At 61.3% G+C, this 12445-nt stretch carries 9 protein-coding genes; 6 read left to right on the forward strand and 3 right to left on the reverse strand.

The features are described 5' to 3' along the window. Positions 1 to 189: 189 nt before the first annotated feature. Entirely contained in the window at positions 190 to 2403 is a 2214-nt protein-coding gene (locus CLV89_RS18265) for an NADP-dependent isocitrate dehydrogenase (protein WP_106165113.1), read from the reverse strand. Between the two features lie 464 nt (positions 2404 to 2867). On the opposite strand from CLV89_RS18265, the gene CLV89_RS18270 reads away from it, so the two are divergent. Beyond that, positions 2868 to 4163 carry a glycosyltransferase gene (locus CLV89_RS18270; RefSeq protein WP_106165101.1) on the forward strand — a complete coding sequence of 432 codons (1296 nt, stop codon included), beginning with the start codon at positions 2868 to 2870 and terminating at the stop codon, positions 4161 to 4163. 23 nt (positions 4164 to 4186) lie between these two features. On the opposite strand, the gene CLV89_RS18275 is transcribed toward CLV89_RS18270, so the two are convergent. Then, positions 4187 to 4660: an SH3 domain-containing protein gene (locus CLV89_RS18275; protein ID WP_243395068.1), complete on the reverse strand. Its 474-nt coding sequence runs from the start codon at positions 4658 to 4660 to the stop codon at positions 4187 to 4189. A 275-nt stretch (positions 4661 to 4935) separates the two neighbouring features. On the opposite strand from CLV89_RS18275, the gene CLV89_RS18280 reads away from it, so the two are divergent. The 4 genes from CLV89_RS18280 (at position 4936) to CLV89_RS18295 (ending at position 10000) form a co-directional block, all read left to right on the forward strand. Then, positions 4936 to 5922, forward strand: coding sequence for a 2-hydroxyacid dehydrogenase (locus tag CLV89_RS18280; protein ID WP_106165103.1), 987 nt, complete (start codon positions 4936 to 4938; stop codon positions 5920 to 5922). A gap of 29 nt (positions 5923 to 5951) precedes the next feature. Further along, complete coding sequence (ggt, locus tag CLV89_RS18285) at positions 5952 to 7748, forward strand: gamma-glutamyltransferase (RefSeq protein WP_106165104.1); 1797 nt, start codon at positions 5952 to 5954, stop codon at positions 7746 to 7748. 281 nt (positions 7749 to 8029) lie between these two features. Then, positions 8030 to 9436, forward strand: coding sequence for an FAD-binding oxidoreductase (locus CLV89_RS18290; protein WP_106165105.1), 1407 nt, complete (start codon positions 8030 to 8032; stop codon positions 9434 to 9436). Between the two features lie 108 nt (positions 9437 to 9544). Next, positions 9545 to 10000 carry a hypothetical protein gene (locus tag CLV89_RS18295; protein WP_106165106.1) on the forward strand — a complete coding sequence of 152 codons (456 nt, stop codon included), beginning with the start codon at positions 9545 to 9547 and terminating at the stop codon, positions 9998 to 10000. Between the two features lie 443 nt (positions 10001 to 10443). On the opposite strand, the gene rsgA is transcribed toward CLV89_RS18295, so the two are convergent. Next, positions 10444 to 11520 (reverse strand): ribosome small subunit-dependent GTPase A, encoded by a 1077-nt coding sequence (gene rsgA / locus CLV89_RS18300; RefSeq protein ID WP_106165107.1) that lies wholly within the window; start codon positions 11518 to 11520, stop codon positions 10444 to 10446. 521 nt (positions 11521 to 12041) lie between these two features. Here rsgA and CLV89_RS18305 point away from each other — a divergent pair. Then, entirely contained in the window at positions 12042 to 12335 is a 294-nt protein-coding gene (locus tag CLV89_RS18305; RefSeq protein WP_165798155.1) for a DUF1330 domain-containing protein, read from the forward strand. The last annotated feature ends 110 nt before the right edge of the window (positions 12336 to 12445 follow it).

Consider the following 12445-nt stretch of genomic DNA (forward strand, 5'->3'; position numbering starts at 1 on the left):
AGGCCTTGCGTGTTTTCGATTGCTCCCAGTTTCGGACAAAATTGCTAACGGCTGATTTACATGGAAGGTCTGACACACATGTGATTGGCCGATATTCGTATTTTGCAAGCCGACTGATCCGCGGGCCTAAAAAAGGCAACGCCCGGACTGTGCCGGGCGTTGCGTGTTCTTGACGTTTTCAAAACCGGCTTAGCCGATGATGCCGTTCAGCGTTGCCGACGGGCGCATCACTTGGGCCTTCTTCTCGACCGATGGGTGGTAGTAGCCACCGATATCGCCCGGCTTGCCCTGTGCGGCGGCCAGTTCCGACAAGATCGCGCCCTCGCTGGCTGCCAGCGCACCGGCAATCGGTTTGAAGTGCTCTGCCAGTTCGGCGTCGTCACCCTGTGCCGCCAGTGCTTCGGCCCAGTAACGGGCGAACCAGTAGTGGCTGTCGCGGTTGTCAGGCTGGCCGACCTTGCGATCCGGAGATTTGTTATTGTCCAGAATGCCTTGGGTCGCGACCTCTGCCGCAGCGCCCAGCACGCCCGCCTTGGCGTTGCCCTTCAGGTCGGCGAGGAACTTCAGGCTTTCACCCAGCGCGCAGAACTCGCCCATGGAGTCCCAGCGCAGGTGGTTTTCCTCCACCAGCTGCTGCACGTGCTTGGGCGCGGAGCCGCCGGCGCCGGTCTCGAACAGGCCGCCACCGTTCATCAGCTTCACGATCGACAGCATCTTGGCCGAGGTGCCCAGCTCGAGGATCGGGAACAGGTCGGTCAGGTAGTCGCGCAGCACGTTGCCGGTGATGGCGATGCTGTCCTTGCCCGCGGTGATGGTGTCCAGCGACTGACGGGTCGCTTCGCGCGGCGCCAGGATCAGGAACTTGTCGGCCACACCTGCGGCCTCCAGTGCGGGCTGCACGTATTTGATCAGCTCAGCGTCATGGGCGCGGTTGGCATCAAGCCAGAAGATCGCTTCGGAGCCGGTCAGGCGCTGACGGTCCAGCGCCAGCTGGATCCAGTTCTCGATCGGAGCCTGCTTCACGGTGCAGGCACGCCAGATGTCTCCGGCCTCTACATCATGTGAATGCAGCGTGTCGCCATTGGCCAGAACGATGCGGATGCTGCCGTCTGCAGGGGCCTCAAACGTCGTCGGGTGCGAGCCGTATTCCTCGGCTTTCTGCGCCATCAGGCCGACGTTGGCGACGGAGCCTGCGGTGGTCACGTCAAGCGCGCCATTGGCTTTGAAGAAGTTGATGGTCTCGTCATAGACAGTGGCATAGCAGTTGTCGGGGATGACGCAGTTGGTGTCGCCCTTCTCGTTCTGGCTGTTCCAGCCCTTGCCGCCAGCACGGATCACGGCGGGCATGGAGGCGTCGATGATCACATCGGACGGCACATGCAGGTTGGTGATGCCACGGTCAGAGTCGACCATATACATTTCTGGGCGCTCGGCGCGCAGGGCCTCGATGGCCGCGGTGATTTCGGCATTGCCCTTCACGCGTTCCAGCAGGTCACCGAGGCCAGCGTTTGCATTGACGCCCAGCGCCTTCAGCTCCTCGCCATATTTGTCGAACACCGGCTTCAGCCAGGCTTTGACCGCGTAGCCAAAGATGATCGGGTCGGAGACCTTCATCATGGTGGCCTTCATGTGCAGCGAGAACATGGTGCCGTCGGACTTGGTGTCCTCGATGGCGCCTTCAAGGAAGGTGGAGAGCGCCTTGACGGACATGAAGGTCGCATCCGTAACGGTGCCAGCCGCCAGCGGCCAGCCGTCTTTCAGCACGGTCACCGTGCCGTCTTTGGCGACGAACTCGATCTTTGCATCCCCGGCCTGATCGGCGGTGAGGGTGGCGGATTTCTCGTTTGCGTAGAAATCATTGCCGGGCATCGACGACACTTTGGTTTTGCTGTCGGAGGTCCATTTGCCCATCGAATGCGGGTTGTTCTGGGCGTAGGTCTTCACCGGCTTGGCGGCGCGACGGTCGGAATTGCCTTCGCGCAGCACCGGGTTCACGGCAGAGCCCTTGATGCTATCGTAGCGTGCGCGGACTTCTTTTTCCGTATCGGTGGCGGGCTCGTAGGGGTAATTGGGCAACGCATAGCCCTGCGCCTGCAGTTCTTCGACTGCGGCGACCAGCTGGGGTTCAGAGGCCGAGATGTTCGGCAGTTTGATGACGTTGGCATCCGGCGTCTTCACCAACTCGCCCAGCGCGGCGAGATCATCGCTCTGGCGCTGGTCTTCGGTGAGGTGATCCGGGAAGGTCGCGAGAATGCGCGCGGCCAGCGAGATGTCCTTGGTGCCCACGGTTACACCGGCGGCATCCGCAAACTTGCGGATGATCGGCAGGAAGGACGCCGAGGCCAGCTCGGGCGCTTCGTCTACGATGGTATACAAAATGTCCGGCGTTGAGTTTTCTGCCATGTTCCACAACCTTTCTGCGAATACGGAAGTTGTTTTGTCGTCGTCTCTGCGGCACTTGGGCCGCGTCACCTGGGGGCCGTCCGGGGCAGCGGACCAGCGGTCGGTCCCGGACATGCATCATGTTTACACGCCTCTCCTAGACCAGAGGACCGCGCAAGGCAATTGTCTCGATGCGCAAACGCGGGTTTGTTGCCGAGAGTTTTCTGGTTTTGACCCGGCATGCATAAATTTCCCCACCCGATCGGGTGGCTTTGGCGGTCGGGCTGTTTGTCTATGTATTCAATCTGCGGTATGATTAATCTTTGTTAAGGTGAGTTGGGTTACGTTGTGTCATCGATGCGGATCGGGCGTGTGGGGCGAAGGACGCGCTAGACCTCCTGGAAATCTCCAGTCGGATATTGACCGTAGTACTTGTCGATGGGCGGGAACGTGACAGTTCCAAGCTCGCCCTCTTGGAGAGAAAGATGACGCGGACGACGGCGGCAGGGCATCTGTTAATCTACGCGCCGGTCCCGGTTTATCGGGAGGGGACGTCGCTTTATATCGAGCGACAGGCCGTCAACGGTCTTCGTCTGTGGTCTGAGCACTTCGGCCGTGTCACCATCGTCATGCCAGAGAAAACCGCGCCGCGTCCCCAAGGGTGGATGCTGATGTCCGAGGCGCTGGAGCCCTTGCCAAAGGTGCGCGTCGTGACCGTGCCCTCCGCATACGGCGCGCAGCGATTTTTATATGCGTTGCCCCGCCAGCGGCGTCGTCTGCGCAAGCTGATCGCCGAGGCGGACTATCTCAGCTTTGCCATCGGAGGGCTGTTTGGCGACTGGGGCGCGGTCTGTGCTGTCGAAGCCCTGCGTCTGCGTCGCGCCTTTGCGATCTGGACGGACCGGGTAGAGTCGGACGTGCTGCGCCAGACACGCGAATGGGGTGGCTGGAAACAACAGTTGAAATCGCGCCTCTATCGACGCCCGATGGCCTGGCTGGAGCGCGCGTTGATCTCGCGCGCGGACCTCGGCCTGTTTCACGGTCGCGAAACCTATGACGCCTATGCCGCCTTCAGTCGCAACCCGCAGCTGGTTCACGACATTCACATCTCCGGCACTGAACACATCAGTCCCGCAGCCCTGCAGACCAAACTGTCGCAACTTGAACAGCGTCCGCTGCGAATCGTCTATGCTGGGCGGGCCGAAGGGATGAAGGGGCCGGAGGACTGGATCGATGTCCTGGAGCGTCTGGCTGCGTTTGGCATTCCGTTTGAGGCTGAATGGCTCGGCGCGGGGAGCTGCCTTCAAATGATGCGTGACCGAGTGCGCCGCGCTGGGCTGTCCGACAAGGTGCGCCTGCCGGGCTTTGTCGAGGATCATGCGGAGGTGCGGTCGCGTCTCCAGCGGGCAGATGTTTTCCTCTTTTGTCACAAGACCGCCGAGTCGCCGCGATGCCTGATCGAGGCGCTGACCGGGGCAACTCCGATCATTGGCTATGAGGGCGCCTATGCGCAGGACCTGGTCGCGGATCATGGTGGCGGGGTCTTGGTACCACGGGGCGATGCGGCGGCGCTGGCCGCCGTGCTGGCGGATCTCAGCACCAAACGCGAGGGTCTTGCCCGGCTGATGCAGAATGCGCTGGCGGATGCAGCGCCCTACACGGACGAAAAAGTGTTCGCGCATCGCTGCCAGTTGATCCGGCGCTATCTCGCACCGGTGGTCCGACCTCCCTCCGATAAAGGGCCCAGCGGCAGGGCGCTAGGGGCGGTTACCGGGAACTGAACGGCGCGCTGAGTTGCGCGGGGTCATTCGCGCAGCTCATCGGGGCCTACGCCCCAGAGCTTATCCTTGAGCGCCCAGCCGCTATGGCCACCGGCAGAAATCTCGCACCATTTCGGCTCGCAGGCTCCCAGTTGCGCCACAACACCCAGCTCAAACGCCGCCATGACCGGCGCGTTTTCCTCGGGGCGGGCGCGGACGCGCAGCATGTCTTCTTCGACCAGAACCGTGCGAATGCCGGACAGCAAGGCGTAGTGGACCCAGCCACCGGCGCCATCCCGGTCGCGCACCCGGCGCCAGTGTCCGTATTCGGCGATGATCTCCAGCGGCATGCTGCGCCGTTTGAACACCCAGTCGATCCGGTGCGTCAGCGAAGGTCCGCGCCGCACATTGCCCTCTGCGGCCTTCATGGACACAAAGCGCGGCAGTGGCAGGTTGGTCACTGGCCCGCGTTTCTGGACGGTGGCTTCCTGTGCGGCCACACCGATATCACCCGCCATCGCGATTGCGACAAGCAAGACTGCGCCCAGCCCACGCCGTGTCAGGCCTCCGGCACCGGAGGCACGTCCGCGTCTCTGTGTTCGATTGGTTTTCTGCACGGCCTCGATGCCCATCATTGTCCCGGGCGCCTTGTTTTTATGTCCTCAGAGCCCGCTGATCCTGCAGCATCACATACCGCAACGCAAGCGCGGGCGGAAGGGTGCTTGTGCCCGCAATTATCTTGCTCCACGATGCCATGGAACAGAACGACTTGCATAGCCGAGGGAGTAGGCACGTGCCCAGAGAACGCCTGAGTGTTGTTGTTACGCGACGCTTGCCAGAGCCGGTGGAAACCCGCCTGAGCGAATTGTTCGATGTGCGGTTGCGCAGCGACGACACCCCGATGAGCCGCGCCGAGCTGGCCGCAGCGATGAAAGAGGCCGATGTGCTGGTGCCCACGGTCACCGACACCATCGACGCCGCCCTGCTGGGGCAGGCGGGCGGGCAGCTGCGGCTGATCGCCAATTATGGGGCAGGGGTGGACAACATTGATGTCGCCACTGCCCGGCAGCGCGGCATTCTGGTGTCCAACACGCCTGGCGTGCTGACCGATGACACCGCCGACATGACCATGGCGCTGATCATGGCCGTGGTGCGCCGCATCCCCGAAGGTCTCGCCATCATGCAGAAGGGCGATTGGGAGGGCTGGTCCCCCACCGCGATGCTCGGCGGGCGGCTGGCGGGGCGGCGTCTCGGCATTCTCGGCATGGGCCGCATCGGTCAGGCGGTGGCGCGTCGTGCGCGCGCCTTCGGGATGCAGATCCACTACAACAACCGCCGACGCCTGCGCCCCGAGGTGGAAGAGGATCTGGAAGCCACCTGGTGGGAAAGCCTCGATCAGATGGTGGCCCGGATGGATGTGATCTCGATCCATTGCCCCTCGACGCCCTCCACGTTTCACCTGATGAACGCGCGACGGCTGAAGCTGTTGAAACCCGATACGGTGATCGTCAACACCTCGCGCGGGGAGGTGATCGACGAGAACGCCCTGACGCGGGGCCTGCGCGCGGGTGAGATCGCGGGCTGTGGCCTCGACGTCTATGAGCACGGCACCACCATCAACCCACGTCTGCGCGAGCTGCCCAATGTCGTGCTGCTGCCCCATATGGGGTCTGCGACCCTCGAAGGGCGGATCGAGATGGGCGAAAAGGTTCTGTTGAACATCAAGACATTTGAAGACGGGCATCGCCCACCAGATCAGGTGGTGCCCTCCATGCTTTAAGCCCGGTTTGCGGGCAGTGGGAGGATAAGATGAGAACATATTTCTGGACCGGGGCCATATTGGCCCTGGCGAGTGCCGCGTCTGCGCAGCAGGCAGCGGATGCCGTGGCGCCAGAAGCCGGCACCATCGGCGCCGAATCTGCCGGTTTGGCCCTGTCGGATGTTGCGTCCGCATCCTTGGCGGCCCGGAATGCGGGTGAGGTTGTGCTGGCAGACGACTGGATGGTCGCCGCCGCCAACCCGCTTGCGGTCGAAGCCGGGGCGCGCGTCCTGCGGGATGGGGGAACCGCAGCGGATGCCATGGTTGCAGTGCAAACCGTGCTCGGGCTGGTGGAGCCGCAGTCCTCGGGATTGGGGGGCGGCGCATTTCTTGTCTATTATGATGCCTCAACAGGTGCGGTGAGCACGCTGGACGGGCGTGAAACCGCGCCCTTAGCGGCCACGCCGCGCCTGTTTCAGGATCAAAACGGTGAACCCTTGGGGTTCTACGATGCGGTGGTCGGTGGACGTTCTGTCGGCACGCCGGGCACGCCGGCATTGCTGGAAGCGGCGCATCGCAAATGGGGCAAGGCCAATTGGGGCGGGTTGTTCACCGATGCCATCCGACTTGCCGAGGTGGGGTTTGCCGTCTCGCCGCGCATGGCGGGCTCCATCGCCAATGATGCCGAGCGGCTTGGCCGTTTTCCGGCAACCGCCGACTATTTCCTGCCAGAGGGCGAGCCGCTGGAGGCTGGCACGGTGATCACCAACCAGCCCTATGCCGATGTGCTGCGTGCAATGGCGTTCGAGGGCACAAGCGCCTTCTACACTGGCCCCGTGGCGGCAGATATCGTGCGCACCGTACGGAACGCGGCAGGCAATCCCGGGGTCCTGTCCGAGGTCGACCTGGCGCTCTATCAGGTCAAGGAACGCCCTGCAGTCTGCGCCAACTATCGCGCGTTCGAGGCCTGTGGCATGGGGCCGCCCTCCTCCGGGGCGCTGACCGTGGGGCAGATCCTTGGCATGTTGGGGCAGTATGATCTGGCGGCGCTGGGCGCGGAGAGCCCCGAAAGCTGGCGCCTGATCGGGGATGCCTCGCGGCTCGCCTTTGCGGATCGTGGCCGCTACATGGCCGACAGCGACTATGTCCCGATGCCAACCAAAGGGCTGGTGGCTGACGACTATCTGGCCAAGCGCGCAAAGCTGCTGGAGGGCGATATGGCGCTGGAAGGCGTGGCACCGGGTCATCCGACCTTTGATCACGCGCTGAACTGGGCTGATGACGAAAGCATCGAGTTCCCCTCGACCTCGCATATTTCCATCGTCGACCAATATGGCAATGTGCTGTCGATGACTACGACGATCGAGAACGGCTTTGGCTCCCGGCTGATGACCAACGGCTTTTTGCTGAACAATGAGCTGACGGATTTCTCCTTTCGCAGTCACAGCGATGGCGTGCCCATCGCCAACCGGCTGGAACCGGGCAAGCGCCCGCGCTCCTCGATGGCACCAACCATCGTCATGCAGGATGGCAAGCCGGTGCTGGCGATCGGATCGCCCGGTGGCAGCCGCATCATCGGATATGTGGCCACTGCAATCGTTGCCTGGGCGGACTGGGGCATGACGGTGCAGGAAGCCGTGTCGCTGCCCCATGCGGTGAATCGCTTTGGTACCTATGATCTGGAAGAGGGCACCGAGGCTGAGGCGCTTGGGGACGCGCTGACCGCGATGGGCTATGAGGTCAACCTGCGGGATCTGAACTCCGGTCTGCATGCGATCGAGATCACCACCGATGGTCTCGAAGGAGCGGCAGACCCGCGACGCGAAGGCATCGCCTTGGGTCAATAGCGACACGCGCCTGCTGTGCAGGGGGGGGCCTCCGCCAACGCCCGTTGCCCGGAACGTGTAAGCGATTGGAAAACTAAGGGACGCCGCACCACTGGCGTCCCTTCCTCTTTGCGTGAATATGCGCGCGCATGCAGCGAGATCCTCTCATCGTCGATGTGGCAGTGCGCGTCGGTCTTGTGGCGCGCGCGCTGTCGACATAGTCTTGCGCCCAAGTGACCGTTAACAAGGCAAGCGTTTGGGCGAGCCAAGGACGGAAAGACAGTTCTGGGAGGACATCACGCATGGTTCAGGCCACCACTTTGCCCCGCAACGAGGGCGGTATCAAAGCCGCGGTTGAGGCGCTATCCGCCCGGTTCGGCGACCGGTTGCAGACCGGGCAGGCCCTGCGCGAACAACACGGCCACACCACCACCTGGATCGAGAATCAGGCCCCGGACGCCGTGGTTTTTCCCACCTCGACGGATGAGGTCTCTCAGATCGTGACCACTTGCGCCGAATTTGGCGTACCGGTCATTCCCTTTGGCACCGGCACCTCGCTGGAGGGCCATGTCAACGCGCCTGCCGGCGGCATCTGTGTCGACATGATGCGGATGGACCAGATCCGCGCGGTGCATGCCGAAGACCTCGACGTGGTGGTCCAGCCCGGTGTCACACGCGAACAGCTCAACACCTATCTGCGCGACCAGGGGCTGTTCTTCCCGATCGACCCCGGCGCCAATGCCTCGCTCGGCGGCATGGTCGCCACCCGCGCCTCCGGCACCAACGCGGTGCGCTATGGCACCATGAAGGACAATGTCCTCAGTCTCGAGGCGGTGATGGCCGATGGCACGGTGATCCGCACCGCGTCGCGGGCGAAGAAATCCTCCGCTGGCTATGACATGACGCGGCTGCTGGTGGGCTCCGAGGGCACCCTGGGGCTGATTACCGAGATCACCCTGCGGCTGCAGGGCATACCGGAGGCGATCCGCTCGGCGCGCTGTTCCTTCCACACCGTAGATGATGCCTGTCGCGCGGTGATGATGGTGATCCAGTATGGCATCCCTGTCGCCCGCATCGAAATGCTCGACGAAATGAGCGTGCGCGCCGCCAACCAGCATTCGGGCCTCGACCTGCCGGAGGGACCACTGCTGCTGCTGGAATTCCACGGCTCGGACGCGGGCGTGGTGGAGCAGGCCGATACCTTTGCCCAGATCGCCGAGGAGTTTGGCGGTTTCGACATCGCCGCCACCTCCACCGCCGAGGAACGCAACAAGCTCTGGCAGGCGCGCCACGACATGTACTGGGCCTGCCTGAACCTGCGCCCCGGCGCCAAGGGGATCTCCACCGATGTCTGCGTGCCGATCTCGCGGCTGGCGGAATGCGTCTCCACCGCCCGCGCCAAGGCCGAAGATTTGGGATTGATCGCACCGATGGTGGGGCATGTGGGCGACGGCAACTTCCACGCGCTGCTGCTGATCGACATGGAGAACGCCGAAGAGCGCGCCAAGGCCGATGAATATGTCGGCTGGCTCAACGATCTGGCGATCTCGATGGAGGGCACCTGTACCGGTGAGCACGGTATCGGGCAGGGCAAACGACCCTACCTGCGGCGCGAGCTGGGCGAGACGACCCGGTTCATGGCGGCGGTGAAAGCAGCGATGGATCCCGACAATATCCTCAATCCCGGCAAGATCCTGACCGACGCCTGACGGCGCCCGCGACTTTACCGTCTGCTGTCAAATTTCTGCCCCATCTTTCCGTCATTCTGGCGCGGAAGATGGGGGTTGGAGCTGGCAAGCAGGCCGGTAAGGGAAAGCATGTTTATCATCAGGCGACTTCATGGATTGTTTCGGTTCTATTCCTTCATTCTCCTGTGTGGGTTGGTGATGGTCGGGGTCGATTACGACATGCAGGCCAAGGCGGTGGGGAAATCGTTTGGCGACTACGCACCAGACGCCTATCTGCGGACGCTGCAGTGGCGTCTCGGTGGTCCGGAGCAAGCCCGGCGGATGGCAGCCGCGGGCGACGTCCCTGACCCTGAGGCCGAAGTCACCTCTCCGCTGGATGTCGCGTTTCAGGCCTTGCGAGGGCTCAGCGTGGCAAAGGCCCATCTGATGGGGCAGGATATTGACGTCGATGAGGTTGCCCTGCTGCCTCCGCCCGCTGTTGCGCCGTCAGAGCCACACTCTACAGTTGTCGCCCCAGTGGTTCAGATAGAAGACAGCGATGCTGCGCGTCCCTGCGTGCGCCGGGGCAATGTGCTCAGCTGCTGACCTGAAATCAGATGGCAAGCAAAACCGATTGTTGTATTAGCTCGTTGACCCGGCGGATTGCCGAGTTCCGCTTTCAAGTGTTCGTCACCCGACGGGCGGATCGGCACTGCTCGGAGGGCTATGGCCTACGGGCGAAGCTGGCCTGGCACCAGGCGGTCACTCAGTCCAAGCGCAGCTAAGGTCGGCTTGGAGCCCTCCTTACCGATTTTCTGCACTGCGGTTAATGCCTGCTATCACGGCGAAGGCAATAACGTTCAACAACCACTTGGGTTTTGAAAGGGGCTTCTGGAAGCTTTAAACAAGGACGTTTGCGGGCATGCCAAGAACGAGGGTTTATTGCCCCGTCCGCAGGTGAAACAGTACAGTGCCGTGCTGCAAGCCGTCCATGCGGCTTGCAGAGGTCGCCATCTTCCCTTAGCGATGCGTCTCGTCTGACGAGGCGCTCACCACTTATTTTTCTGTTGAATTGATCGGAACATTTTGTGCCGGGATCTGTCGTGCGCTTTGCGTTCGGCTAAGGTAGACGAATTAAAGCGCTCCTCAGCAGCCAACTTACGCCACCGTGCCAATCTGGACATGTCGATCTCACCCTGATCCTGTGCCTGCCGAATGGCACATCCTGGCTCCACCTCGTGTCGGCAATCCTTGAACCGACATTGACCTGCCAAAGCGACCAAATCATCAAACACTTCAGCAATCCCCGCTTCAACATCCGTCAATTGAAGTTCCCGCATGCCTGGCGTGTCCAGCACAGCGCAGCCACCGGTCGTAAAGTGCAACTGGCGTCGTGTTGTTGTATGGCGACCTTTACTATCATCTTCCCGAATGGCTGCAGTCTCCACAACACCGCCTTGCAAAAGGGCATTTACCAGCGTTGACTTTCCAACCCCAGACGACCCAAGAAACGCAACGGTCTGGCTCAGTGCGCACCACGAAGATAGTTTGGCTATTGGTTCATCGCTCAAGGCATTCAGGGGCACAACCAGGACGCGGTTCGAAATTGCGCTTGCCGCTTCGACATAGGGCGCATGATCTTCGCACACATCGGCTTTGGTGAGCAAAATAACCGGCGTAACCTCCGCGTCGAATGCCAATGCGACATAGCGCTCTAGCCGTGCAATGTTAAAATCCCTGTTGCACGATGACACGACAAAAACGGTATCCACATTGGCTGCTATCAGCTGGCGCTTGCGGTCTTTTCCTGGGGCTCGTCGTTCAAACGCACTGCTGCGGTGCAAGAGCCTGCTGTTCGTTGGTTCGTGCGCATCAAAGAGAAGCCAGTCCCCAACGGTCGCATCAAGCCCGGGCGGTATCATTGTATCGATTTCATCACCCAAGAGATGTAAACCGGTTCTGTGAACTTCGATCACTCGAGCGGGAGGTGTGCGGATGAGGTCTTCGATACTGGATTGCTGACTGAAAAATGGCTTCCAGCCCAACCTTTCCAAGCCCAGGGATTCACGTTCGGGAATCTGTTGTGACGCCGCAGGCGGCATAAATTGCGAGTAGTCTCGTGTCATTGTGGTGAACTCTCATGTTCAACGTCCAGGGCAATGCCTGGTCTGCAAAAGTGTGCGTAAACTAGGATGCAAAAAACCAACACTCGCAACCTTGTCAGGCAGCGCGTTCGTTTGGACTAATTTTGCATCGGGAGGGCGCTATGCCTCCCCACTTTAACAGGTCATCAAACCTCCAAGAGTTTGTAGCTGTATATGCGGCAACGGTTCTTTTAGCAAGCATTGCCACGTGTGGGGGACAGTAGATACGCGCGGATGTTGCGTTTTATGCGAGCTGTAACCGCGTTCATTCTGCCGTTCAAAGATCAACGTTTTTTGAACGGTTTGCCAGACCGGACACTGGCGAAGCCGCAGCGAAAGTAACCTTTGTCCGCGGCCCTGCCGCTCAGGAGAGCTGCGGCGAAGGTCGGCGGTGAGCCCTTCTCAGACCCCGTAGATGCCGAAACTGACGATCGCTGGCGGCTAAAGAGTATGCATTCTAAGCTGCCTGGGCAGCCTGATCATGCGCAATGAAGGAGAGCATCGTGACAGCATACATCATGGGCCAGATGGAGATTCACAGTCGGGATTGGATGGATGAATACTTTGCGAAGATTCCTGAACTGGTGAAACGTCACAACGGGGCTTTCAAGGTCCGTGGCGGCAAGCCGGAGCACCTTGAAGGGGAGGGCAAGATGCCTGATGCAGCTTTCGTCATCGAGTTTCCAGACCGCAGTCATGCTACATCATTCTGGAATTCCGACGAGTTCCAGTCTCTTGCGGTTCTGCGACGCACTGGCTCCACACTGAACGCAATCCTCACTGATGCGGTGGAGTGATCGCGTTTCGGCTTTGTCCTGTGTGGATGGCTCCCTTTTTGCAAGTACCTTTTTCGTGCGTGGCAATTTGTCAGAAGCAGTCTTGTGTTCGGCCTGTTAGCGCGACACAC

The sequence above is a fragment of the Tritonibacter scottomollicae genome (assembly GCF_003003215.1).
GTDB lineage: Bacteria > Pseudomonadota > Alphaproteobacteria > Rhodobacterales > Rhodobacteraceae > Epibacterium > Epibacterium scottomollicae.

What these genes read in the sequence shown, in the direction of transcription:
- CLV89_RS18270 (WP_106165101.1), top strand. Translation starts at nt 2,868, where the DNA reads ATGACGCGGACGACGGCGGCAGGGCATCTGTTAATCTACGCGCCGGTC.
- rsgA (WP_106165107.1), bottom strand. Translation starts at nt 11,520, where the DNA reads ATGACACGAGACTACTCGCAATTTATGCCGCCTGCGGCGTCACAACAG.
- CLV89_RS18290 (WP_106165105.1), top strand. Translation starts at nt 8,030, where the DNA reads ATGGTTCAGGCCACCACTTTGCCCCGCAACGAGGGCGGTATCAAAGCC.
- ggt (WP_106165104.1), top strand. Translation starts at nt 5,952, where the DNA reads ATGAGAACATATTTCTGGACCGGGGCCATATTGGCCCTGGCGAGTGCC.
- CLV89_RS18295 (WP_106165106.1), top strand. Translation starts at nt 9,545, where the DNA reads ATGTTTATCATCAGGCGACTTCATGGATTGTTTCGGTTCTATTCCTTC.
- CLV89_RS18275 (WP_243395068.1), bottom strand. Translation starts at nt 4,660, where the DNA reads ATGGCGGGTGATATCGGTGTGGCCGCACAGGAAGCCACCGTCCAGAAA.
- CLV89_RS18265 (WP_106165113.1), bottom strand. Translation starts at nt 2,403, where the DNA reads ATGGCAGAAAACTCAACGCCGGACATTTTGTATACCATCGTAGACGAA.